The 23,990-nt window shown below is 42.7% G+C and carries 21 protein-coding genes; 10 read left to right on the plus strand and 11 right to left on the minus strand.

The genetic code is table 11. The annotated features are described in order from the left end of the window. Nucleotide 1: 1 nt before the first annotated feature. Together ABD128_RS10805 and pyk are read left to right on the plus strand one after the other, a co-directional pair. Nucleotides 2–3,184, plus strand: coding sequence for an efflux RND transporter permease subunit (locus ABD128_RS10805; RefSeq protein ID WP_343990143.1), 3,183 nt, complete (start codon nt 2–4; stop codon nt 3,182–3,184). A gap of 142 nt (nt 3,185–3,326) precedes the next feature. Continuing rightward, nucleotides 3,327–4,772 carry a pyruvate kinase gene (gene pyk / locus ABD128_RS10810; RefSeq protein WP_343990146.1) on the plus strand — a complete coding sequence of 482 codons (1,446 nt, stop codon included), beginning with the start codon at nt 3,327–3,329 and terminating at the stop codon, nt 4,770–4,772. A 17-nt stretch (nt 4,773–4,789) separates the two neighbouring features. Here the strand turns inward: pyk and ABD128_RS10815 are convergent, their stop codons facing one another. The 5 genes from ABD128_RS10815 to ABD128_RS10835 all read right to left on the minus strand — a co-directional run bounded on the left by ABD128_RS10815 (nt 4,790) and on the right by ABD128_RS10835 (nt 10,603). Continuing rightward, nucleotides 4,790–5,701 carry a DMT family transporter gene (locus ABD128_RS10815; RefSeq protein ID WP_343990149.1) on the minus strand — a complete coding sequence of 304 codons (912 nt, stop codon included), beginning with the start codon at nt 5,699–5,701 and terminating at the stop codon, nt 4,790–4,792. Between the two features lie 106 nt (nt 5,702–5,807). Continuing rightward, entirely contained in the window at nt 5,808–6,866 is a 1,059-nt protein-coding gene (locus ABD128_RS10820; protein WP_343990152.1) for a MaoC family dehydratase, read from the minus strand. A 49-nt stretch (nt 6,867–6,915) separates the two neighbouring features. After that, nucleotides 6,916–7,812 carry an HpcH/HpaI aldolase/citrate lyase family protein gene (locus ABD128_RS10825; protein WP_343990155.1) on the minus strand — a complete coding sequence of 299 codons (897 nt, stop codon included), beginning with the start codon at nt 7,810–7,812 and terminating at the stop codon, nt 6,916–6,918. An 8-nt stretch (nt 7,813–7,820) separates the two neighbouring features. Then, complete coding sequence (locus ABD128_RS10830) at nt 7,821–9,482, minus strand: acetate--CoA ligase (protein ID WP_343990500.1); 1,662 nt, start codon at nt 9,480–9,482, stop codon at nt 7,821–7,823. Between the two features lie 2 nt (nt 9,483–9,484). Further along, a complete protein-coding gene (locus ABD128_RS10835) occupies nt 9,485–10,603 on the minus strand; it encodes an HpcH/HpaI aldolase/citrate lyase family protein (RefSeq protein ID WP_343990503.1) in 1,119 nt (372 codons plus the stop codon). Between the two features lie 166 nt (nt 10,604–10,769). On the opposite strand from ABD128_RS10835, the gene ABD128_RS10840 reads away from it, so the two are divergent. Further along, on the plus strand, nt 10,770–11,762 hold the full coding sequence (locus ABD128_RS10840) for an HpcH/HpaI aldolase/citrate lyase family protein (protein WP_343990158.1): 993 nt from the start codon (nt 10,770–10,772) through the stop codon (nt 11,760–11,762). Between the two features lie 59 nt (nt 11,763–11,821). Here ABD128_RS10840 and ABD128_RS10845 read toward each other — a convergent pair whose 3' ends face one another. Both ABD128_RS10845 and ABD128_RS10850 read right to left on the minus strand, forming a co-directional pair. After that, the gene (locus ABD128_RS10845) at nt 11,822–14,083 is read right to left on the minus strand and encodes a carbohydrate binding family 9 domain-containing protein (RefSeq protein WP_343990161.1); all 2,262 of its coding nucleotides are present in this window, start codon (nt 14,081–14,083) and stop codon (nt 11,822–11,824) included. A gap of 353 nt (nt 14,084–14,436) precedes the next feature. Continuing rightward, nucleotides 14,437–15,744, minus strand: coding sequence for a choice-of-anchor H family protein (locus ABD128_RS10850; RefSeq protein ID WP_343990164.1), 1,308 nt, complete (start codon nt 15,742–15,744; stop codon nt 14,437–14,439). Nucleotides 15,745–15,996: 252 nt separating this feature from the next. On the opposite strand from ABD128_RS10850, the gene ABD128_RS10855 reads away from it, so the two are divergent. After that, complete coding sequence (locus ABD128_RS10855; protein WP_343990167.1) at nt 15,997–16,722, plus strand: FAD-binding oxidoreductase; 726 nt, start codon at nt 15,997–15,999, stop codon at nt 16,720–16,722. A gap of 112 nt (nt 16,723–16,834) precedes the next feature. After that, on the plus strand, nt 16,835–18,565 hold the full coding sequence (locus ABD128_RS10860; protein ID WP_343990170.1) for a dipeptidyl-peptidase 3 family protein: 1,731 nt from the start codon (nt 16,835–16,837) through the stop codon (nt 18,563–18,565). Between the two features lie 57 nt (nt 18,566–18,622). On the opposite strand, the gene ABD128_RS10865 is transcribed toward ABD128_RS10860, so the two are convergent. Beyond that, nucleotides 18,623–20,392 (minus strand): DUF7927 domain-containing protein, encoded by a 1,770-nt coding sequence (locus ABD128_RS10865; RefSeq protein ID WP_343990172.1) that lies wholly within the window; start codon nt 20,390–20,392, stop codon nt 18,623–18,625. A gap of 119 nt (nt 20,393–20,511) precedes the next feature. Between ABD128_RS10865 and tusD the strand changes: the two genes are divergently transcribed. The 5 genes from tusD to ABD128_RS10890 all read left to right on the plus strand — a co-directional run bounded on the left by tusD (nt 20,512) and on the right by ABD128_RS10890 (nt 22,665). Then, nucleotides 20,512–20,904, plus strand: a complete 393-nt coding sequence (gene tusD / locus ABD128_RS10870; RefSeq protein ID WP_343990175.1) for a sulfurtransferase complex subunit TusD — start codon at nt 20,512–20,514, stop codon at nt 20,902–20,904. Nucleotides 20,905–20,923: 19 nt separating this feature from the next. Further along, a complete protein-coding gene (tusC, locus tag ABD128_RS10875; RefSeq protein WP_343990177.1) occupies nt 20,924–21,283 on the plus strand; it encodes a sulfurtransferase complex subunit TusC in 360 nt (119 codons plus the stop codon). A gap of 9 nt (nt 21,284–21,292) precedes the next feature. After that, nucleotides 21,293–21,550 carry a sulfurtransferase complex subunit TusB gene (tusB, locus tag ABD128_RS10880; protein ID WP_343990179.1) on the plus strand — a complete coding sequence of 86 codons (258 nt, stop codon included), beginning with the start codon at nt 21,293–21,295 and terminating at the stop codon, nt 21,548–21,550. Next, nucleotides 21,547–21,873, plus strand: coding sequence for a TusE/DsrC/DsvC family sulfur relay protein (locus ABD128_RS10885; protein ID WP_343990182.1), 327 nt, complete (start codon nt 21,547–21,549; stop codon nt 21,871–21,873). Before tusB ends, ABD128_RS10885 begins: the two co-directional genes overlap by 4 nt. 132 nt (nt 21,874–22,005) lie before the next feature. Beyond that, nucleotides 22,006–22,665 (plus strand): MlaC/ttg2D family ABC transporter substrate-binding protein, encoded by a 660-nt coding sequence (locus tag ABD128_RS10890; protein WP_343990185.1) that lies wholly within the window; start codon nt 22,006–22,008, stop codon nt 22,663–22,665. A gap of 75 nt (nt 22,666–22,740) precedes the next feature. On the opposite strand, the gene ABD128_RS10895 is transcribed toward ABD128_RS10890, so the two are convergent. The 3 genes from ABD128_RS10895 to arfB form a co-directional block, all read right to left on the minus strand. Continuing rightward, nucleotides 22,741–23,214: a peroxiredoxin gene (locus tag ABD128_RS10895; RefSeq protein WP_343990188.1), complete on the minus strand. Its 474-nt coding sequence runs from the start codon at nt 23,212–23,214 to the stop codon at nt 22,741–22,743. 31 nt (nt 23,215–23,245) lie between these two features. Next, the gene (locus ABD128_RS10900) at nt 23,246–23,425 is read right to left on the minus strand and encodes a PspC domain-containing protein (RefSeq protein ID WP_343990191.1); all 180 of its coding nucleotides are present in this window, start codon (nt 23,423–23,425) and stop codon (nt 23,246–23,248) included. A 145-nt stretch (nt 23,426–23,570) separates the two neighbouring features. Next, nucleotides 23,571–23,987 (minus strand): alternative ribosome rescue aminoacyl-tRNA hydrolase ArfB, encoded by a 417-nt coding sequence (gene arfB / locus ABD128_RS10905; protein WP_343990194.1) that lies wholly within the window; start codon nt 23,985–23,987, stop codon nt 23,571–23,573. Nucleotides 23,988–23,990 lie beyond the last annotated feature (3 nt).

A 23,990-nucleotide genomic window follows, 5' to 3' on the forward strand; every position in this document is an offset into this window, starting at 1 on the left:
TATGATGCCAAATTCAGAATACACTCAGACTGGTATCATTTCTTGGTTCGCAAGAAACTCAGTCGCTGCAAATCTCTTAATGATTGCTATTTTTGTTGCTGGAGTCATCGGGATAGCCCAACTTCGTCAACAGGTATTTCCGGACATTGTCGTAAACTCAGTCAGTATTCAAGTGCCCTACCCTGGCGCTGCACCACAGGAAGTGGAAGAAGGCATTATTATTCTTATTGAAGAGAATATTAAAGAAGTCGAAGGCATAAAGAAAATTACTTCGAGCGCTTCCGAAGGTAACGCTCGAATCACTGTCGAAGTTGAGCAGAATTACGACGTCGCAGCTCTCCTTGATGAACTAAAAATTAGAATTGATGCGATCCCTAACTTACCCGACTTAGCAGAGAGACCTGTTATCTATGAAAATAGACAACAACGACAAGTTATGTGGATCAGTGTCTTTGGCGATGCTAATGAAAGAATCCTCAAAGATTACGCTAATGAAATTAAGACCGAACTGTTAGCCCGCCCTCATATTTCTGCCGTTCAGGTTAACGGTACACGTCCTTATGAAGTGGGTATCATGGTTAGCGATTATCAGTTGCGCAAATATGGCTTAACGCTCCAGCAGGTATCGCAAGCCGTCCGCAGTCACTCGCTAGACCTACCCAGCGGTACGATTAAAACTCGCGGTGGAGATATTTTAGTAAGAACAAAAAACCAAGCATACACCGGTTTAGATTTTGCTCAAATTCCTCTAATAACTCGCCCCGATGGCACCACATTATTGTTGGGTGATATAGCCGCGATTGATGACGGTTTTGCTGAGTATGAGTTTATTTCACGCTTTGATGGAAAAGACTCTGTCAATATGCGCATTCGCTCCTCACTTGAGTCTGACGATTTACTTATTGCAAATGAAGTGTATGACTATCTCGATACCAAAATAAATGATTTACCTGCGGGTATCTCTATCGACGCATGGGGTGATGGAACTTATTACCTCAAAGGTCGTTTAGAAATGATGCAGAAAAACATGATTGCGGGTGTCATTTTAGTTTTCATTATTCTGGCGTTGTTCTTAAGATTCAAGCTGGCATTCTGGGTAATGATTGGTATTCCACTGTGCTTCCTTGGTGCTTTTGCCTTGATGTACATGTACCCCGCCTTCTCCATGACCATTAACATGATCACCCTCTTTGGTTTTATTCTGGTGCTCGGGATTGTGGTCGATGATGCGATCATCATCGCCGAGAGTGCTTGGTCATCGATTGAAGAAAAAGGACACAGTATTAATAGTGTTGTAGAAGGTGCCAAGAAAGTTGCTCTGCCTGCTACCTTCGGTGTACTCACTACCATTGCAGCCTTCTACCCAACCCTAGCGATTAGTGGCCCTTGGTCGAACGCCATGGCTTCAATCGGCCTAGTGGTTATTTTCTGTTTACTGTTCTCGCTAGTGGAGTCCAAGCTTATTTTGCCGGCACACTTAGCGCACATGAAACTTCGTAAAGTCGAGGACACGAAAAACCCCACCTTGAGAAAAATTAAGATGTTCTTCCGCAGCATTCGTCTTAAGGTCAGCAGTGTTCTTAAGAGCTTTATTCAGAATAAATACAAACCAGGACTAGAGACCCTATTGCGCTATAGAGGTTTAACCATTCTCAGTTTTGTCTGCTTACTATTTATTACTACTGTTGGATTTATCGGCGGCGGTTGGGTAAAAACCTCAATATTCCCTAATACTCCCGGTGATGGTGTTTTTGTTGAAGTCAAAATGGCAGAAGGCTCTACCCCAGAGCAAACCATCAAAAGTATTACTATTGTTGAGCAAAAGTTGAACGAAATTCATGAAGAAATTAAAGCTGAATACGGTATTGGCGTAAAGCAACACGCGGTTTCATGGTCGAATAACAACACTGCGGCCTATATGTGGACCGAATTAGTCCCAAGTGAAAAAATACCAATTAACCAGTTTAAATTTATCGATATGTGGCGGGATCGAGTTGGTCAATTACCATCAGTGCAAGAGTTGAGCTTTGGTGGCGGTGGCGGCGGCCCGGGCGGTGGCGGTGTTGGTTTCCGCTTGATTGGTAGTAATATCGACGAGCTTCAAGTTGTCTCTGAGAAAATCAAAACTGCGCTAGCCCAGTATGATGGCGTTTATGACATTAGCGACGGCTTATCTGGCGGTAAAGAAGAAATCGTCGTGGAATTAAAGCCACACGGTCGAAATCTCGGATTAACTACTCAAGGTTTATCAACACAGGTACGTAACGCGTTCTACGGCTCAGAAGCACAGCGATTTTTACGCGATACAGAAGAAGTCAAAGTCTTTGTTCGCTACCCTCTTGAGGATCGACGCTCTATCGGCAACTTAGAGCAGATGCCGATTAGAACGCCTGACGGTGAATACGTGACTTTCTCTGACGTAGCGACTTATAAGCTACAAGAAGGTTACTCTCGTATTTCTCGAGTAGATGGTGTTAGAGCTAACAGCATTAGTGCAGATGTTAGTCAAGAATCGACCACTTCTCCTGGCGAAATCAACGACGATATGATGATGAACGTTATTCCTGATATTTTACAGGAACACCCTAGCGTAAAATTTGTCCCTGGTGGGCCAAGTGAAAATCAGCAAATTCTTGTGAATGAGCTGTTACTTGGGGCTGCCATAGCACTGTTAATGATTTTTGGATTAATGGCCATTCCACTAAAATCTTACATCAAGCCAGTAGTCGTTATGTCTGCGATACCATTTGGTATTATTGGCGCCATGGTTGGCCATTTATTGATGGATATTAACCTAAGCATGTTCTCATTCTTCGGTATTATTGCTCTCTCTGGGGTTGTTGTTAATGACAGCTTATTAATGGTAGATTTCATTGGTCGTGCCCGAGAAGAAGGCATGAGTCGTATGGATGCCGCCATTAATGCCGGCACACAGCGTTTTCGTGCTATTGTCTTGACTTCCTTAACAACATTCTTTGGCTTATTACCGATTACCATGGAAACAAGTTTACAGGCTCAGCTGGTTATCCCAATGGCTGTATCATTAGCTTTTGGTATCGTTTTTGCAACAGTCATCACCTTAATATGGGTCCCGTGTTTATACGTTCTGATGGGATCGATTAAAGACTGGTTCTTAAACCGTGATAGCAAAAGTTTGACCCAACAGGCTTACGAAAATAACTAATGTGGCAATGATTGAACAATTAGGGGCTTCGGCCCCTTTTTTGTGGGTGAAAGATGAGTTTTCATAAGAGTTTCATTGAATTCTAGTTGTATTAAATTAGGATAGGATTAAACTATTTGTAAGCCCTAAAAAAGAAGTATTTATGTTAAAAAGAACCAAAATTGTTGCGACTTTAGGTCCTGCAACAGACACAGAAGAAGCCATTCGTTCGCTGATCAAAGCTGGAGCAAATGTCTTCCGTTTAAACTTTTCACACGGTGAAGAGAAAGACCATATCCAAAGAGCGGAGAAAATTTTAAAAATCGCTAAAGATATGGACCGCTACATTGGCATTCTGGGTGACCTTCAAGGCCCTAAAATCCGTATTTCAAAATTCAAAAACGACAAAGTTACCATAACTGCTGGCCAAGAGTTTGTTCTCGACGCAGAGCTTGATGTGAACGCCGGAACTGAAGAAACAGTGGGGATTGATTACAAAGCATTACCACAGGACGTCAGCGTGGGTAATCACCTCATGCTCGACGATGGTCGTATTCAGTTAGAAGTCACTAAAACTACCCTTTCGAAAATTATCTGTAAAGTGGTTGTCGGTGGCGTATTAAGCAATAACAAAGGCATCAACTTGCTAGGTGGCGGCCTTTCTGCGCCAGCGTTAACTGAGAAAGACAAAAGAGACATCAAAACTGCAGTCAGCATGAACGTTGATTACCTAGCGGTTTCCTTCCCACGAAGCGCCAGTGATATGGAGTATGCTAGAGAATTACTCAAAGAAGCTGGTGGTAACTGCGACCTAGTGGCTAAAATTGAGCGTGCTGAAACAGTTAATGACCCTCAAATTCTTGATGAAATCATCTTGGCGTCTGATGCAGTGATGGTTGCGCGTGGCGATCTTGGCGTGGAAATTGGTGATGCACAGTTAATTGGTGTACAAAAGCGGATTATCGAGCGTTCCCGAGCACTAAATAGAGTTGTTATTACTGCAACCCAGATGATGGAAAGCATGATTCATAACCCAATCCCTACTCGTGCGGAAGTGTTTGACGTTGCCAACGCTATCCTAGATGGTACAGATGCGGTTATGTTGAGCGCCGAAACCGCGACCGGCGATAACCCGGAGCGTACGGTCGATGCAATGGCGAATGTTTGCAAAGGTGCTGAAAACCAGTCGCTGGCACAAATCTCAAATCACCGAATCGATACCCAGTTTAAGCGTATTGATGAAACCATTGCGATGGCCACCATGTATAGTGCCAACCACCTTGAAGGTGTTAAGGCTATTATTGCGTTAACAGAGTCTGGCTCTACTGCCCTATGGTTATCAAGAATCCGCTCAGGCATTCCAATTTTCGCTTTAAGCCGAAATATTAAGACCTTGCGCAGAGTTTCCTTATACCGTGGTGTCGAAGCGGTTAATTTTGACCCGACAGTTCTAGCTCGCCACGACGTTAATCGTTTGGCTATTGAAGAGTTGGTGCACTATGGGCACGTAAAAGACGGCGATTTAGTTATTATCACTAAAGGTAACTCGATGGGTGCGCTTGGCGGTACAAATGCCATGAAAATTGTTCGTGTTGGTGAAGTTCTTTAGCCAGCAATTATTTGTTGTCAGTAACTAATAAAAAGCACCACGCCCACAAACGCCAGTACAATGCCTAGGAGCTTTCTCCTAGGCAATTCTTCTTTTAATAAGAGCCAAGCAAATATCACGATAAAGACATTAGCAGTTTCATTAAGAACAGAGGCTGTGCTTGCGTCCGTGTACTTGTAACCTGCTAACCAGAACATCATCGAAATATAAGTTGCTAGCACGCTGGCTGTGATAATTAGCTTCCATCTTCTTGGTTGTTTTATTTCCATATACACTTTAGTTAGCTTCTGAGTTATCGCTAGAACGAGAAGCGTCCCTACAATACCGCCTATCAGCCGTAACGTAATCAGCCAAAAGAAGCCATCACCTTCAATTATTCTCTTAACCATCACAATGCCAATAGCGTTCAGTAATACTGCGCCGACGGCAAAGAACAGCCCTTGAGCAAAGGTTTTGGCATCAACTTGCTTGCGATTCTTCTGATAAGTTACCAAGAAGATCCCTAGTAATACCAATAAGAATGCACAAATCTGGACAACATTTAGTGACTCGCCAAGGAAGATCACCGACAAAATCACCACAAAAGGACTGTAAAGACTAGCGACAATCGCGGTGTTACCTGCCCCTACTTTTTTTAAGGCTAAAAAATACCAAGTATCAGCAACAGCGATGCCTATAAAGCCACTAGTTAAAAGAATCGTCCATTCCCAGACAGATAAATTAGGTAAAGTCACTCCTTCGACCAATATAGAGGTCGGAATAAGGAAACAAGCGCCAAGAAGGTTTTTAAATAGATTTAGCGAGGTTGCGCTAAGTGAGTCACCAGCGAATTTAAACAATATGACTGCGGTGGCCCATGTTAAGGCACTCGCTAAAGCAAAGAACTCACCTAAGCCAACATCAACACCACCAATAATTGCTAAGGGCACTGGAACCTCGAGGTATCCGCTAAAAGAAATGAGAAACTACCACAAAGCAAATAGGCTGGGTAGTTATTATCCGGACTCTGAACTAGCAATAAGTGTTAAATAACACTTAGACGGGGATTAAAACGGTGTAATCAAGATCAAGTACAAAGCTCGACGGCAAGCGACTTTTTTCTTCATGCGCTTTCTCATAATGCGGTTTTAATTCATGCCATGAACTATTTTTGTAACCTAAAGTCCGTAAACGCAACGCACCAACACCAGATCCTAACTCTTGGCACTGTAAAACTTGCGTAGCCGCGTAGATCGTATCGCCAGCGAAACTTGGGTTTAAATGAACCCCGCCATTAATAGCGGCTAGCCACTGGGCATTCGCGAGACCATTGTGCGAAATAGTGCGGCATAAAGAGATGATATGTCCACCATAAACGAGTCGCTGTTGATGTTTCCCTAAAGCCATATGATGATGATTAAAATGAACCTTGGCATTATTCTGATACAGCTTGGTCGCCATCGTATGCTCAGTATTATCTATGGTTAGCCCATCAATGTGATCTATCCACTCGCCTTCTTTGTAATCATTAAGCCGGTAGTTTTCACCACTGATACGCGAATCATACGAAGTGATAGAAAGTTGCTCAGGAATTGAAATACTTCCTATTGGAACCATGGAGTTTAACTGGGGTTCTACGGCAAATGTATTTTGCATTCCTTCAAGGCGCTTATTGACCATGACCCAACGCTTCCAGCTCAAGACTTGGTAACCTTCTTGGTTTACCGCTTTAGAATGGACATAAACAATCCCTGTTTTGCCGTTTGAGTTTTCTTTTAGGCCAATAACTTCAGACACCACGCTAATCGTATCGCCTACGAAAACTGGCTCAATAAACTCAACCTCAGCATAGCCTAGATTTGCTACGGCATTAAGTGAAATATCGTTGACGGTTTTGCCAAATGCAATTTGAAACAGTAGGAAGTTATCGACCGGCTGCTTAGAATAACCCAGTTGTTGAGCAAACTCTTGGTTGCAATACAAACTAAAACGGCTACCAGTAAGCGCTAAGTAAAGACTGGTATCAGCCTCAGTAATAGTCCTCGGTATCGCGTGCTCAAGTACTTGTCCTAATGTAAAGTCTTCAAAATAAAAACCAGTGGAAGCTTTATTCATAAATACCCTAATCCCTACTTAATCCTCTAACTCGGCTCTCAGACTTATCCTAGCGCACAGCGCCTAACAGCTCGCCTTGCCCAAGTTCGGTCACCCTGTTATATAAGCATATCACCCTTTCGGCCCACTCACGCAACGATGGCTCAATCAGTCTATCATCAATAACGGCAACACTACGCCCTTCTTGATTGGCTTTTTCTATAGCGTCAATAATCGCCCGTGCTTTAGCGATATCGGCTTGTTTAGGAGTGAAGGCATCGTTGGTATAGTCCAACTGTATCGGGTGCACTACAGCTTTACCGTCGTATCCCAGATCTCGTGCCTGACGACAGGAAAACTCACAAGCTTCAACGCTTTTAAGATCAAAATGAGGGCCATCGATAATACATTTTTTAAAAGCCCTAGCAGCTAAGATCACGATCGACAAGCTGGTCAAGAGCCCGATTCTGTCTGGCGTTTGATTGATTTTCAAGCCATTAGCGAGATTCGTCGTGCCCATAATCACTGCCACTAAACGCTCACTTGCTCCACAAATCTCTTCTGCATGTAAAACACCAAGGGGACTGGCAATGTTAACCATAATATCGACTTTCTTGTGAAGGCTTTTATCAATAGTTTCTATCGCGTTAAGCAACTCATCCTTCGACTCAATGTGAGGCAATAAAACAGCGTCAATGTCTAAGTCTGCTATGGCTTTTAAGTCATCATCAGCCCACTCACTGTCCAACGGATTAATCCGGACTACTAACTCTGAGTGCTGATAATCCGTAGACTTCAGTAGTTCCTGTCGCAAAAGTTGACGTCCAGTTTCTTTATGATCAGGTGGAACTGACTCTTGAAAATCAAAAATGATACTATCGGCATCAAGTGTTCGCGCTTTCTCCATATACCGCTCTACATGAGTTGGGACATATAGCATTGTTCGACGTGGGCGAAATTTTTTCATCGTTTCCATTAGCTTAAACCTTTGCTTTTAATTTCTTGAATCAATTGTTTGCGTAGAACTTTTCCATTCTTGGTTCTGGGGTACTCTTGCATAAAGTGGACTTTCTTAGGGGCTTTGTATTTCGCTAAATGCTGTAAACCAAAATCGATAAGCTGTTGCTCAGTAAGCTCCGCTTGCTCTTCTGGAATAACACAAATTGAAACTAGTATTTTATCGGTACCCACTTCTTCGCCAATTGCAACACAGTCGGCAATCCCTGGATGTGCTTTAAAAACACGCTCTACTTCATGTGGCGACACACGAAATCCAAAAGTGTTAATGATGTCATCTTTACGACCTAGAAACCAAATGTAACCCTTGTCATCTTGGCGCGCATAATCGCCGGTATAAAACCAACCATCGTGTCTTGCTTTTGCGGTTTCTTCAGGCAAGTTCCAATATTCTAAAAAAAGACCGGGGTCATCTTCGCGAATACAAATCATGCCTTCTTCACCTGTTTCTACAGGCTTCGATTCGGCATCGAGAAGTTGCACAAGATGTCCTGGCTGGACAAAACCTGCCGCTCCAGGAACCACTTCGGCGTTTTTGTTTTGCGAAATGTAATAAGACACTTCCGACATACCGATAGCTTCGTAAACCGGCCGGCCAAAGCGTTGTTCCCAAAGCGACTGCATTTCGTCGGAAAGGTGCTCGCCGGCGCTCATGCAGTGCTTTAAGGATGGTAAATCTTCACCGGTGTAATCCGTTTTTTGTGCAATCTGGCGGTATATAGTCGGCACGCCAATAAAGATGGTGCACTGATGCTGTTTAATCAACTCAGGCCAAGTGGTGGCATCATTCTGCCCTTCATAAGCTATAACCGTGTGGCCATGAAAAAGGGGGTCCATCAATGCAGAGCCGAGTACATAGGTCCAGTTAAACTTACCTGAATGCATAATTCGCTCTGTCTGCTTATCGTCTAAATCAAACCAATAACGACTCGCAGGTAATCTTCCAAGCAAAGCTCTTTGTGCGTGCAACACACCTTTGGGAAAGCCAGTGGTACCGGACGTATAAACAAGATAAGCAGGATCATTAACGCTTGTTTTGTGACACTCAAAATCATCACTAAAGCGATCTAAGTCACTAGTTAAATCAATCACTGTAACCTTGTTATCTGTTGATATTGAAGGGCTATCGCTATCGTCATGCCCACAAAGTAACACCAGTTCAATATCAGTATCAGCCAACTCAGACTCCAGCTCACGCCACATGGCTTGATCTGTTACTAGTACCTTTGCCGTCGAGTCTTTTGCTAAATAGGCCACTTCACTAGCTGCTAACAAGGTCGAGGTTGGAACTGCAATAGCACCGTATTTTATACAACCAAAAAAGGCCACAGGATAGTCGATGGAGTTCGGCAAACGAATTAACACTCGATCTTGAAGTACAACTCCATAATGCTCGAGCAGATTGGCAAACTGCGAGGTCAGCTTTGTTAAAGAATTATAGGAAACGCTATTAGCTGTTCCATTAGCTTGATCTTCAATTATTAAAGCATCCTGCTCACCTTTTTCTGTACCAGAGTGCTGATCAACACAAGCCTCGCAAATATTAAAATACTCAGGCAAGTTCCAGCGCCATTCGCCCTCTTTGCCTTGGCTTAAAATAGAATCAAACGAGTACTTCATCATTAAATCATTCCGTATGGCCAGTTTTCGCGGATAACGTGAACCGGCAGTCGCTTAATCACTTCTAAAGCAAATGCTTTATCCTTTTCTTCCAACGAACACAGTGCATAAGCACGCAATAAACTTTGTAAGGCTTTACCAAACATCGGGGGATCAAGCATTTCACCTTCAAACTTAATTGCGCCACCGAGTAACGCATCAGCTGCTATGGCAGCCTCTAATATTTGTACATTTCGTTGAATTTGCAGTGGCGATGGCGTGAACGCGGTTTTACACAAGTGAATATGGTAAGGATGAATGACTTGTTTACCAGTCAAGCCCATCTGCGCTTCGACAAGTGCGTGCTGGTGCACCACGTGCGACTCATGCTCACCATGCAAGTCCAACCAACGTCGCACTTCATTGGGCTCGATGTATGACTCAGGCATCGGTGTTTTGTTAATCAAGACTTCAACACCACCGATCACCCCTTTTCCGGCAATACGCGCTTCAAACAGCAACATACGCAAGTAAGTTTTCAGTTCATCAATCCAGCCTTCGGGCGTTAAATGAATCGCCATAGCTTTTGAGAAATCATGAATCCCGAATACCACATGACGAACCGTCGAGTACTGCATCAGTTCAGGCGATATTTTTAAAGACCGCGGATGCTCAATAATAGGTTGAATTTCAATCTTGGGGTTAACCCCGACTAGCCAAGCTGATAAATCTCGAATCTCAGCCGCCCCATACACTTCGCCAGCTTTGGCAAGCACGATAACATCAATAAATTCGGCACATTCTTTTATGAGGGATAAATCTTTGTCGTACTCGTCTGTACGGAAGGGGTTGATACGTAGGGCTATTTGAAACTGTCGTTCTTCGAAGAGCGGGAGTTCTTTCCTTAATAATTCTCGGCTCATTTCCTTTTGCCGACAGCCATCCTCTAAATCAAATAATAGGGTATGAGCCTTAGTGTTATGGGCATGCTTTCGCATACGGTTCGAAGCTTGCTCCATGGTTTCATAAACTCCATCGGCTGGAGAATACTTAACTGGCGGATAATACAGCTGAATTCCTGGCCAATATCCCCCTAATACCATTTGCTCATCGACATTTTCTAAAAACGAATGTTCCTGCATCACTTCATCTAATCCGACCAGTTGTGTTGATAAATAAACCACATTCAAACGCTTATTTCAAATTATTGTTTGAATTTTTCTAATCAGTAGTTAGTATAAGGCAAAAGATAGCTAATGAAGGTTTTGCTTCGTTTTTGCTATACACTTGATTTATAAGGAGAAAATAGTGAGCTCAATGGTTCATCCTAATACCGCCCTGTTCAATGCTGAAAAGCAACTGCCGGTTATTCCTAGTTGCGAACATTTCGCAGGTAGCGAAAAACTCATCACTAAAGCGCTAGAGCTTCAAGATAAGTTTGGCCCTATTTTTGATATAACGTGCGACTGTGAAGACGGCGCCCAAGCTGGTAAAGAAAAAGAGCACGCTGAAATGATCGCTAGAGTCTTATCCAGTGATCTCAATAAACACAATATGGCAGGCGTTAGAATTCATGATTACAGTCATGATCATTGGCGCGCGGACATCGATATTCTTATGCCTGCAATTGGTGATAGAGTGGCCTACTTTACCCTCCCTAAAACCAATAATGCCGTCAATATCCAAGAAATGGTGGATTATATTAAAGCTAAAGCAAAAGAGCATGGCATCGAACGCGAAATTCCTATTCACGTCTTAATCGAAACACATGGTGCCCTAAAAGAAGCTTGGGAAATAGCCGCGATTGAATGGGTCCAGGTATTGGATTTTGGCATGATGGACTTCGTTAGTGATCATCAAGGTGCCATTCCAGCGTCTTGTATGCGCAGTCCCGGTCAGTTTGAGCACCCCCTTCTTGCGCGAGCCAAAGTCGATATGGTGACAGCAGCTTTAGCTAATAACGTGGTGCCATCGCATAATGTTACATTAGACTTAAAGAATCCCTACCAAACCTATAAAGATGCTGAACGAGCTCGTAATGACTTTGGCTTTTTACGTATGTGGAGTATTTATCCGACACAAATTAAGTCCATCGTGGATGCCATGAAGCCTGACTATTCTGAGGTGAACGATGCCTGCAATATACTGATAGCTGCTCAAGACAATCACTGGGGACCTATCCAATACGACGGGGAACTGCACGATAGAGCAACTTACCGTTATTACTGGCAATTACTTCAAAGAGCACAAGTTACAGGCTTGGATATTCCACAGGAAGCGCAGAAACGATTCTTTGATTAAAGTCTTATTGACTAGATTACCGACAATAAAAAAACGCGCTCAAGGCGCGTTTTTTATGATTACAGCTGAAAAGCATAACTGAACTTGGTAAATATTGATTTGCCCGTTCTCTCAAACTCGTTAACCGTATCATTTTCAAAACCATTATCAGAAACGCCGAAGTAAAAGGCTGTTCGCGGATTCCATTTATAGGTATAGAGCAGTTGACGACTTACTCTTGTATCTTCACTTACTTGCTCAGGATTCGAATATAACGCTGTGTTATATTCAACATCTTTATAGCGAACGATCAACCTTAAGTAACTCTTATCATCAAAATGATAGCTAGTCCCTAGGTTCAAAATTGTCCCATCAAATAAGTCTTCGCTACCAATATCAAAGTCGGTTTTATTCATATCCCCACTAATATACCAGTGTTTATTTACCTGCCAATTAGCATAAAAACCGTACCTCAGAGCTTCGCCTAAACGCGCATGACGAAAGTCAATTGCGTCTTCAGACATCGCATGGAACCCCACGCTTAGCTGCCCTATGGGCCTTAAGCTACCCTCGAGCCAATGATAATCTCTGTAGAACCATTGATCTGCAAAATATTCATCGCTAGAACCCGCACCGACCATAAAATAAGAGCGCAATCGCCCATCAACTTTAAAATGAACTTCTTTTTGCTCTTCATATTTTTGACCAGAAGTTAGATGACGCTCTTTATATTCACCACCCACTTTATATTCATAGAAAAAGTCATCCTCGTCGCCATACCAACGATAACCTAGGCCTCCTACATCCTTTCTATTTCCAACAATCGCTAAAAAGCCTAAATCCGTTCTAAAGTCATCATCAATATCCGCGTGCGTCAGATACCAGTTCCAATGAGTATCGCGGTGACTATAGTTTATTTCAAAACCACGACCAGTCGTTTTAGGAGCTAAGCCAAACCGCTGCTGCATATCCTCAGTATTCTTCGAGTCTGAGTGCATGATCTGATAACGCAATGTTCCTGCGTCATAAAGCTTTTGGCTTCCGTCGATGGATAAGACCGTGTTTTCATAGTCACCCGCTGAGCGATTCGTAGCCAAGAAGCCTACCTGTGAGTTATCACCGACATCTAACGAATAACGGGCAACAGCAATATCACTCTCAACATCCTGGAAGTTGTCGTCTTGCAACGTGTATAAGCTTGAACTTTGTGCGCCTGGAATAATAAAGCTCGTGGTACTATCACTGGCCACTAGCAGCCCGTAAGAGTGTGCATTGTTTTTGCCGGTATACTTAATGCCGTAATCAGGATCTGCAATATTTCTTGTGTGAAGTAAGTTATAGCGGGTGCTGAAGTATTCCGCCCCGTCTAAAAAGAAGGGACGCTTCTCTGAGTAAAATAATGAAAAGCGATTATTTACATCGAGCTGCGCTTCGTCGGTCTCGACTTGTGAAAAGTCTGGATTGAGGGTGGCATTTAACACTGAATTATCAGTAACCCCCCAGCGAAAATCCATACCAGCATTGTAATCCACGCCTTCACCCTGCCAATCGGTCTGTGCTGGTGGTGCCCTAAACTCTGATTTATTGGCCGCGACGTATGGTGTTAATTCAATATTGTTTCCACTAACAATATCGCTTAACCCCTTAGCTTTACCAATCTGACATAGGGTACAGCTCAAGTCGCGATCATTTGGCGAATAGGCTAATCGATGATTCACATCTCTTGGGTAAAAGCGCACGAAATCTATTCCCCAGGTTTTTATCCCCTTAGAGTTAGGGAAGCGAAACACCTTAAAGGGCACTTCAATTTCAACCACATAACCATAATCTGTAATCTGCCCAGCACTATTCCAAATCCCGTCCCAAGAACTATCTTCACGCTTCAGGACATCATCTTCGATACTATCACTTTGAATTCCTAGCGGGTTCACAAAGAAATTATAGGCCTTACGTTCGTCATTAAAAGTATCAACTTTAAAGCCCGCAATATCCTCGCCATAGATTTCATCACGCTTTTTATAAGACGCTTGGATTTCCTCAGGATTTGGATCGTATGCTTTAATCGCGACATATAAAGAGTCGCCGCTCTCTATAACGTAAGCTGTCGTTTTTACTTTGGGTTTTATGTTTTGACCAGGTTGGGTCTCGTAGCGAAAATCGACTGCAGTAGCGTCTTGCCAAAAGGCTTCATCAAGTTTACCGTCGACTTTTATCGCTTGGTCTGTTTTTGGGATATTAATTACAGACATTTGGGCTGCGTCTGCCCCGACTTCGCCCACAGCAAGCGTAGCAACAGGTGTAAGGAAAAAAGTGAGTATTAATAATCGATAAAACTGGCTCATACAAATATTATTCTTCTTCGTTCAAGTGCTACATTATAACGGTTTGATTTAGAATTTGGACGAAGTTTGTAACAAAAGTTTTCGTCAGATTTGCATTGCAATCAAACCGCCTCATCGAACGCTTCAACCATCATACCTTTGCGAAAAACGCCAAGCTCCCACCGCGTTAGGTAGACGGCATATAGAGTAATTTGAAACCATTAGTGAAAACTCGGCTAAAGATTCGATATCCTTTTTAGGTTTTAGCAGAGCATTTTATATGAGGATAATATATGCCTTGCTGATGCTTTTAGAATGACTCCCCCTTTAAAAGCATCAGCAAGATTATACCAATTTAGATGGTTTTTGTAGTTCTAGCGCTTAACCTTTCGTCTCCAAGCTCCTAATAGCGCTAGAGAAATTAAGGTCAAGGCCCCTGTACTACCGCCGCCAGCTCCTGAACTTGTCGTCGAACTTGGCGGGTTTGGATCCGACTTACGAGTATCGTTATTAGCATCCTCTAGAGGAACTTGTAGCAAGGATGAGAACTCTGGCGACACATCGTCCAAAACTTCTCCAGTGTCCGCATCAATTACTTCTAACTTGAAATCGTAGTAGTTTGCAGGATAGCCTGACTGCCAATCACCACTGATCTCATAAACATCATCGGCGCTAAATCCATCTACCGTAAAGACGTCGGTAGTTGTTTCAAACTGCCACTGATTTCCATTAGTTCGTTGATAAAGATTGACGTAGACGTTTCGTAAATTGCTGCTTTCAGTATCAACATCAAACGAAATCGTAAACTCACGATAAAAGCCATCACCATCGGCATCGGTGAAAATCTCAGTTTTCACACTATCAACATAAGTATCTGTGTAAACCCCGCTCGACTCATAGGTTTTATCTTCTAACGGCAAGTTAGTTAAATCATAATCGTTGTATGGGCTCAAAGTATCGACAACACCATAGTACCCGTATTCAAACAAGTCGATTAAAACTTCGTAATTCCCTGGTGGGAAACCCGTATTCAAGCGAGTGGTAACGCTGTACTCATCAGAGCTGTAATCTGAATAAATTTCGAAAACATCGGTTGTATAGTAGTGGGTCCACTCAGCATCACCTACACGGCGAATAAACAACTCAGCATACACATCAAAGTAGTCGCTATAGGGTGAATCCACGTCAAAATCTACACGCAACTTGCTGTAATAACCATCGCCATCCAAGTCATCATAAAGATACACCGCACCATCATGGATATAAAGGTGATTACTGCCGTATTTCTCGGCATTACCTGACGATTTTGCTAAGGTGCTATTCGCTTGGCGGTACTTTTGCATTTCAGCACGCGTTTTCTTTGCCTTGTTATTAAAGTCTAAAGCCTGGAATGCCTTGAGCTCTTGCTTTAAATTCTTAGCAGACTTCTGATTGCTATAGGTGTTGGTGCGCTGAAGCGAGGCGCTAGTATTAAATAGCGGTGGTTTACTGACAGTGACCGCATCGCTTTTATCGTTAATAGTGGTCGTTGTCGCAGCTCGCTTTGCGATGGCCTTTGTTATGGTTGCACTTGTCTCACTACCCACAGCAACCGTTTCTTTTTCTGGTGCCGCACTCACGCTGGTGCTCGCTAACATAACCGCTAGAGCAACTGCAGAATATTGTATGGTTTTATTTAACATCACTGTCTCCTATCGTTAATTACCCCTTTAACATGCGCACCGCTTAACTTATGACAGCTAATCATGGCGTTCACTTGGGAGCCTGATTAACAGTAGAACAAATGTGAAATGAACCATAACTGAACCGGAATTAACAAAAATTTATATTTGGCGTGACTCTATCTTGCCTAGATTCTGGCTTACCTAGATATTTACGCATGGTTTTATATAATAGGTGCCAAAATCCAACTCTGGAAAGAACCAAGGTCAATAATGGCAATCCCTAGCTACAAAGTTCGCCTAGAAACGAATGAACCGATTACCCCTAATGTACGAAAACTTGTTTTTCGTTTAGAAGAACCAAAAACGATTACTTATAAACAAGGGCAGTTCGTTTCTTTTATGATTGGTACAATGGATGATCGCCCTATTAAGCGAAGCTACTCGATCGCCAATATGGAAACCGATGGTGTTAACTCGACCTATATTGAGTTTGTGATTTCATATGTTGAGGGCGGCAAAGCAAGCGAGCTATTCTTTAATGCAGAGCCTGGCAAAGAAATGGAAATGACCGGTCCGTTTGGACTTCTTTGTCTAACCGAAGAGTTGCCAAAACGTGTATTTTTAGTCGGCACAGGAACAGGCGTAGCTCCCTACCGTAGCATGATTGAGCAAATGAGAACTCGAACTGATACAGAGTTCCACATCTTGTTTGGCGCACAATACCTAGAAGATATGTTTTACCTAGACGACTTCAAAGCAGTCGCGCTGCTGGATCATGTACACTTCCACCCCTGCTTGAGTCGTGAAGAAAAGCCCGGCTGTTTTTCAGGCTATGTCCAACACAAGCTTGCCGAACTAAACCCAGATCCTGAAACTGATATTGCTTACCTTTGTGGTAACCCTAATATGGTAGATGAAGTCTTTGAGATGCTCAAAAATAAAGACTTTGGGGTAAAGCAGGTTAAGCGTGAGAAGTACGTATTTAGTCGCTTTTAGACGACTTTCAGGTCAGTCTTGAGCAGTGAACACCAAATCGGAAAAATTCCCTAATGCTGTGGTAAAATTGGCACCATCGAAACCATAAAGCATTACAACAATAGGATAAGGCATGAAAAAATTTAAAAATATATCAATCTGTGCTTTGAGCTTCTCAGTACTCATGGCGTTAGGCGCCTGCTCTGATGACTCAGAAAAACCCACTGGCAACGTCAATAACGGCGTTAAAGCTGAGCAAAGCGTAGTATCTGATCGGTCTGATACAACAAATGGGTCAGATGACAAAGTTAATGAGGAATATTCACGCTTCGACATTTATGCGCCTTTCACGCTAACCAGTGACTTGAGCCATCTTTCCGATAACCAAAAAGAAATGATTGGGCTGCTGATTGAGGCCGGTGAAATCATGGATGGCCTTTTCTGGAAACAGGCTTATGGTAATAAGCAGGAGCTATTAGCGAGCATCGAAGATCCAAAAGCCAAAAAGTTCGCCCAAATAAACTATGGTCCCTGGGATCGATTGGACAATAACAAACCTTTCCTTGAAGGCTATGACAAAAAGAGCAAAGGCGCCGAGTTTTATCCAGATGATATGACGGTTACTGAGTTTGAGAACTGGGAACAAGAAGGTAAAAAAGGTCTTTACACACTGGTTAGACGCGATGACCAAGGTAATTTGGCCTTAATACCCTACTCTACAGCCTTTAAAGAAGAACTTATAAAAGCTAGCGAACTTTTACATAAAGCATCAGAGCTTGCTGAAGATAAAGATTTTAAAAATTACCTAAAGCTACGCGCTGATGCTTTAATCACTGACAATTATCAGCCGTCTGACTTTGCTTGGATGGATATGAAAAACAATCCTGTCGAAGTCGTTATTGGTCCAATTGAAACCTATGAAGATCAGCTTTTTGGTTACCGAGCTTCCTTCTCGGCTTATGTCTTAATTAAAGATCTTGAGTGGAGTGAGCGCCTGTCTCGTTTTGCCGCTTTTTTACCAGAGCTGCAAAAAGGCCTTCCGGTAGAGCAGAAATATAAGCAAGAAATGCCAGGCACAGATAGTGACTTAAATGCCTATGACGTCGTGTTTTATGCTGGTGACAGTAATGCTGGCTCAAAAACCATAGCAATTAACCTGCCGAACGATGAAAAAGTGCAACTAGCGAAAGGTACCCGTCGCTTACAACTGAAAAACGCTATGCGCGCTAAGTTCGACAAAATTCTTGTGCCTATTGCTGATGAGCTGATTGCCGAAGATCAGCGCAAACACATCACATTTGATGCATTCTTCGCAAACACAATGTTCCATGAAGTTGCCCACGGCTTAGGAATTAAGAATACGATTAATGATAAAGGCACTGTTCGTAGCGCACTTAAAGAAACAGCGTCAGCGTTAGAAGAAGGCAAAGCCGATATCCTTGGTTTGTATATGATCAGTAAGCTTTATGAAAAAGGCGAAATTAAAGAAGGCGAATTGATGGATAACTACGTCACCTTCTTAGCTGGCATCTTCCGCTCTGTACGCTTTGGCGCAAGCAGTGCCCACGGTAAAGCAAACATGGTTCGCTTCAATTTCTTTAAAGACAAAGGTGCTTTCGAGCGCGATGAAGAAACTGGCCAATACAGCGTAAACTTCGACAAAATGACGCAAGCGATGAACGACTTATCAGAAACCATTCTTGTGATTCAAGGTAACGGTGATTATGAAGCGGCTAAAAACTTACTGAATAATCAAGGAGTTATCAGCAAGCAGTTAGCTGCCGACTTAAAGCATCTTGAAGAAAAGCAAATTCCTGTGGATGTAACCTTTAAACAAGGTAAAGAGGTTCTGGGTTTAAAATAAGCACCCCAAAGAACTCACACAAGATTAAAAACGCCACTATTTTAGTGGCGTTTTTTGTTAAAAGCTTGAAGGGTCGGTGTCATAAATAACAGGGATAACAATTGTTATAGCACTGTCTTTGTCTAAATTTATCGATTGACTATAGTTTTGACCGGATATTGATTGCGCGCCACAACTTCCCGTTCCGGTAGTAACAGAGCAAGAAATAGCCCCACTAATCGTCAACCCCGAAGGTAATGAGTCAGATACTTGCATACCATTAACGGTATGGGGTCCAGAGCTGGACACCACAATAGTATAGCTCGAGGCTTGTCCCGGAGTATAACTTACAGATGAATCGTCTTTAGTGACTGAGATATCGGCTAGACAGCCAGCAGTAATGACGGTAGCGTCATCATCAGCAGTCGCTCCATCCGCATCACTATCCACTCCATCGTCTCGGCTTGGATCATCTGTAAACTCGGTCACTTGATTAAGATTATCAATATCTCCTATAACCGACGTATCTTCAATCGGATCCATATTTAATTGTCCCTGATTGTTGATAGAGCTGAGTACACAAATCGACATATCGGGATTTACTCTTACACGGTACTGTAGAGTCACAGTGCTAGATGCAGGCACGCTCCCCTGCCACTCAAGTCGCCCTGCGGTCGAGTTAAAGGTCAAACTTCCGCTCGAAGCTGACACTACCGAGTCAAAACTTACGTTTGTATCCAACAGATCTATAAACTCAGGCCCCGTACTCGCGGGATTATTAACTTGTGCAAAGTCATCCTGTTGGTTAGTAATCGTTACCGAATAAGTCAGTAACTCTCCAGGCCCAGCAACCCCATCACTATCTTCATCAGTGACCGTTTTAGTTGCAGTTAAAAATTCTAAAACCCCGAAGCTACCGCTTTCAAAAGCAAACCAAGAAACAGCTTCGTCAATACCGGTCCTATCAACATCCGTCACTTGGTCTTCATCCATATGCACAAAAAAGCTGCTCAACCCAACCTCTGTACCACACAATCTAACCCATCCGCCATCACCACCAGCCATCGTATTATGTTTTGCAATAACATTTGGAACCGAAGTGTAACTAGCCCCTATGTTTATAATCTGGCACTCGTCGTTGTGTCTGTCGACGATTCGATCTACTACGCCCGCCGAGTATCTATTGCCGTTATTGAGACCAGTCACTGGTTCGATTGCCATCCACCCAATTACTTCGGTAGCATGAGAATTCTCAGCTTCACCACCCTCAAGAGTTATGCTGAATCCGGTAGTATCTGGCCAGTTGCTTCTTGTTGTTGGCCCCCAAACAGAAGACGTAACCCAGTCAGCTTCATTAAAACTGCTGACACTATGGATAATGGCTGGGCGCGTTGTGTAAGTGTGGCTGAATGAGACGATATCTCTTGCTGTGCCTGAACCGGCCTTGCTTCTTAAGGTGTTTGTTGGGTGATTATAGGCTTCAACCTTAGTTCCATCAGGAAATACCCAGGTTCCTTGCTCAATGACAATCCATTGGATTGATTCACTCACCCACGGGACAATCGGACAGGTGTTTGCCGCTGGTGGCGTTGTGCCAGCATACTGATTAAAGGATTCACAGGGGCTTTGAACCCCAATTTCAAAACTATTTCCACTAACATTCCGAATTCTTGCCGAAAGTGAGTTGACGTTGTTATGGCTTACCGAGCCGGCAATCACCACAGGGCTTACATAAGACTTTTGGAGGTTAACTGTGACCCAACCACCATTGTCGAGGGTAGTTGTTACTTGCGCTTCACCTGTTTCGAAAAAAGCAGTAGCACTCGCTTTAACACTTATAAAACTCAAAATAAGGGTTACGCAAAGTATATAAATACACTGCCCGAGGTTCTTCATGTATGCGCACCTAACAATTTGTTTTTAATTCCTATAAAATATGCATACTAATTTATTTGTTTAAATGCTGTATGGCAACTTTTTCTTTATTGGTAACTGCAAACCCACATTCGTCCCAAGGTCAGTTTAGTGCCATTCAATTTGCCAAAAGCTTATTGTCGATTGGCCACGAGCTTAAGCGTGTATTTTTTTATGGTGATGGCGTATTGGTGGCTAGTCGCTTAAACCACCCTCCTTCTGACGAGTATAATTTAACCAAGTCATGGGCAAAGTTAGCGATTGAGCATGATTTTGAGTTAGTCGCTTGTGTCACGGTTGCCATGAAGCGCGGAATTACTAATGCAGTAGAAGCGGATCGCAACGCCCTAACGGGTGATAACCTAGACCCAGCTTTCGAAATTAGTGGCTTAGGGCAATTAACCGAAGCCATGCTTGAAAGCGATCGGCTTATAACGTTTGGGTGAACTTCGTGAGATATTCATTATGAGTAAATCCCTATCAATCATCTTCAATAAAGCCCCTTATGGCTTGCAGTCTGGCCGTGAGTTACTCGATATTGCTTTAATGGCAGCGGCATTTGACATGGACATAAAAGCTTTGTTTATTGAAGACGGCGTTTACCAGCTACTAGATAATCAGCAGCCCGATGTGCTCTATATGAAGAATCATAGCCCAACCTTTAAGGCGCTGGATTTATATGGCATCGAAACACGCTTAATTGCGGAGCATGATTTGGATGAGCGTGGCATCACCCAGGAGCAGCTATTGCCAGTTGCCGAAACCACCTCACAAGAAACCATCAAGCAAGTCATCTCTGAGTCTGACTTTGTCTTTATGCTATAAGCACTATTTATGAAAACACTCTATATTCTGAATAAACCAAGCCTACTGTCGCAATGTCAATCAGCCATGAGCGCGGACGACGGCATTATTCTTGTAGAAGATGCAGTCGTTATAGCCGCCCAAGACAAGGCCAATACTGACTATTATGTGCTTGAGGAAGATCTTATCGCTAGAGGGTTAACTCCAAAGGACGATTGGAACATTAAAGATTACGAAGGCTTCGTCGAGTTAACTCTAGCCTATGATAAAACGGTGTCCTGGTTATGAGCGTTGACTTAGGCGCTCTTCCTCGCGATAAAGAAGGCTACCTCACAGACTCTTCCGTTTGGGATGAAGCGGTAGCATCCGCTATTGCTATAGAAGAAGGTATAGAGCTAAACGAAGACCATTGGCAAGTAATTCAATATGTCAGACAGTTCTATGTCGAATTTAACACTAGCCCTTCGATTCGACCACTCGTTAAGTATCTTGCTAATCAGTGGTCAAAAGAGAAAGGCAATAGCATCTACCTACACATCTTATTTCCAGAAGGCCCAGCTAAACAAGCTACTAAAATTGCTGGATTGCCCAAACCTGCGCGTTGTATTTAACAAGTGTTTTAATTTGGAACTAATCATTAAAGCCATTAAGCATTAGTTCAGGTCGATTGTTTAAGATGGTCGGCAAAGGTAAAATAACAGCCACTTTATTTAGTGTAAGAAATCCTTATTTAAGGGGAAACCATGAAACATCTTGCTTCTAAAGCCCTGATTGCTTTAACATTTTTAACCTTCAGCCTGTCCAGTTTGGCTTTTGAAGACCCTAAAATACACTTGGAGACTGTTACCAAAAAAATCAGCTCTGAGATTTTAAGCAATAAAGAAAAGATTAAAACCGATTCGGAATATGCCAAAAGCCTGATTCGTGATTATTTACTGCCTGAAGTCGACAGTGAATATATGGCTAAAAGAATCTTAGGTAAGACTTATTGGACACAAGCGACCAAAGAACAGCGCGAAAAATTTATCAAAGAATTCATAGGCTTACTGTTAAATAGCTACTCTAAAGGTCTTGCAAACTATGATGGCCAGCCCATTACTTATGACGACACTCAATACTCAAAAAGTGGCAACCTAGCCAACGTCCGTTCGACCATTCAACCAAACGAAGGCGAACCTATCATTATTGATTATCGCTTAAAGGTTCAACCGGATGAAACTTGGTTAGTCACTGATGTCATTATTGAAGGTGTCAGTATGGCTAAAAGCTATGCTAACCAGTACCGCGAGCAGATTTCTAAAGTAGGCTTGGAGGAAACTCTAAAGCAACTTGAAGCTGAAAATGAACGAGCCAAAGAAGCTACTGAAGTTAGCGACGTCATTCAAACTGGCGACAAATCTTAAAAAAGATTTTTTGATAAAATCATTTACACAAAAAAGCCACCTCTCGGTGGCTTTTTGTTACTTCCTAGTTTAATTCTAAAGTAACGACAGAATATTCTCAGCGGAACTTTTTTCGAAGCCTGTTTCATCGACTTCAAGCGCAGTAACCACGCCATCTTCAGCAATCATGGCGAAACGCTTCGAACGAACGCCCATGCCAAAACCAGTGCCGTCCATCTCTAGTCCTAAAGCCTCTGAGAAATCTGCATTACCGTCGGCAATCATGAGTAAATTCTCAGCGTTTTGATCTTTTTCCCATGCATCCATAACAAATACATCATTAACCGACATACAAGCTACGGTATCCACGCCTTTTTCTTTTATTTGATCGTAGTTAACGACAAACCCAGGTAAATGGGCTGCCGAGCAGGTTGGCGTAAAGGCGCCTGGCACAGCAAACAATACCACTTTATTTCCAGAGAATATTTGATCCGTTTGGATGTCTTCTGGACCATCTTTACCCATTACCTTAACCGTAACATTGGGCAGTTTATCACCGACTTTTATCATATGTACCTCTTTAAAATTTTATCCCAAGCACTTACTCGCTTGGCATTACAATCCATAAAATAATGTAAACGATTACACCTGCAAAAGCAGTAAATATAGTCAGTAATGTGTAGAGGATTCTGGTTAAGGATGTATCCCAACCGAGCCACTTTGCAATACCGCCACAAACACCTGCAATCACTTTGTCTTTTGACTTTTTAAACTCTGCCATAAATCTCTCCTTAAAAATTATTTAAGTTCTCGATTTAAGAACAACTTACTATTTAATATAAGGAGTTAAAGGTGGGATGCAAGGAAATAGTTTTGAACAAATGTAAAGGATTGAGAGACAGCTTCATTAGAAAAAGCCGTAAGCGCTAAAAATCCACCTTTCCACGGAGAGATTTCTTCTGAGCCTTTTGCTTTTTATTCTCAAGCCTTCTACGCTTAGCCGCCTTCGAAGGTTTCGTTGGAATCCGCTTTTTAGGTGCTTTTAAGCAACGCTGTATGGCTTCTCGTAAACGTTTAATGGCATCGTCGCGGTTACGCTCTTGTGTGCGAAACGATTGCGCTTTAATGATCAGAACGCCTTCCGATGTAATTCTTGAGTCGTTACTGTTAAACAATCGCTCTTTGACTTTTTTTGGTAATGAAGAATGAGCGATATCAAAGCGCAGATGAATCGCTGAAGCGACCTTATTGACGTTTTGGCCACCCGCGCCTTGCGCACGAATGGCCTGTAAATCAATTTCATGATCGCCTAAAGATATATCTTTGCTAATAAATAAAGACATTAG

It is taken from the genome of Kangiella japonica (assembly GCF_039523535.1).
Taxonomy (GTDB): Bacteria; Pseudomonadota; Gammaproteobacteria; order Enterobacterales; family Kangiellaceae; genus Kangiella; species Kangiella japonica.

Coding starts and splice junctions, on each gene's coding strand:
- ABD128_RS10805 (WP_343990143.1), top strand. CDS start 2: ATGATGCCAAATTCAGAATACACTCAGACTGGTATCATTTCTTGGTTC.
- pyk (WP_343990146.1), top strand. CDS start 3,327: ATGTTAAAAAGAACCAAAATTGTTGCGACTTTAGGTCCTGCAACAGAC.
- ABD128_RS10820 (WP_343990152.1), bottom strand. CDS start 6,866: ATGAATAAAGCTTCCACTGGTTTTTATTTTGAAGACTTTACATTAGGA.
- ABD128_RS10825 (WP_343990155.1), bottom strand. CDS start 7,812: ATGAAAAAATTTCGCCCACGTCGAACAATGCTATATGTCCCAACTCAT.
- ABD128_RS10830 (WP_343990500.1), bottom strand. CDS start 9,482: ATGAAGTACTCGTTTGATTCTATTTTAAGCCAAGGCAAAGAGGGCGAA.
- ABD128_RS10835 (WP_343990503.1), bottom strand. CDS start 10,603: ATGCAGGAACATTCGTTTTTAGAAAATGTCGATGAGCAAATGGTATTA.
- ABD128_RS10845 (WP_343990161.1), bottom strand. CDS start 14,083: ATGAGCCAGTTTTATCGATTATTAATACTCACTTTTTTCCTTACACCT.
- ABD128_RS10850 (WP_343990164.1), bottom strand. CDS start 15,744: ATGTTAAATAAAACCATACAATATTCTGCAGTTGCTCTAGCGGTTATG.
- ABD128_RS10855 (WP_343990167.1), top strand. CDS start 15,997: ATGGCAATCCCTAGCTACAAAGTTCGCCTAGAAACGAATGAACCGATT.
- ABD128_RS10860 (WP_343990170.1), top strand. CDS start 16,835: ATGAAAAAATTTAAAAATATATCAATCTGTGCTTTGAGCTTCTCAGTA.
- tusD (WP_343990175.1), top strand. CDS start 20,512: ATGGCAACTTTTTCTTTATTGGTAACTGCAAACCCACATTCGTCCCAA.
- tusC (WP_343990177.1), top strand. CDS start 20,924: ATGAGTAAATCCCTATCAATCATCTTCAATAAAGCCCCTTATGGCTTG.
- tusB (WP_343990179.1), top strand. CDS start 21,293: ATGAAAACACTCTATATTCTGAATAAACCAAGCCTACTGTCGCAATGT.
- ABD128_RS10885 (WP_343990182.1), top strand. CDS start 21,547: ATGAGCGTTGACTTAGGCGCTCTTCCTCGCGATAAAGAAGGCTACCTC.
- ABD128_RS10890 (WP_343990185.1), top strand. CDS start 22,006: ATGAAACATCTTGCTTCTAAAGCCCTGATTGCTTTAACATTTTTAACC.
- ABD128_RS10895 (WP_343990188.1), bottom strand. CDS start 23,214: ATGATAAAAGTCGGTGATAAACTGCCCAATGTTACGGTTAAGGTAATG.
- ABD128_RS10900 (WP_343990191.1), bottom strand. CDS start 23,425: ATGGCAGAGTTTAAAAAGTCAAAAGACAAAGTGATTGCAGGTGTTTGT.
- arfB (WP_343990194.1), bottom strand. CDS start 23,987: ATGTCTTTATTTATTAGCAAAGATATATCTTTAGGCGATCATGAAATT.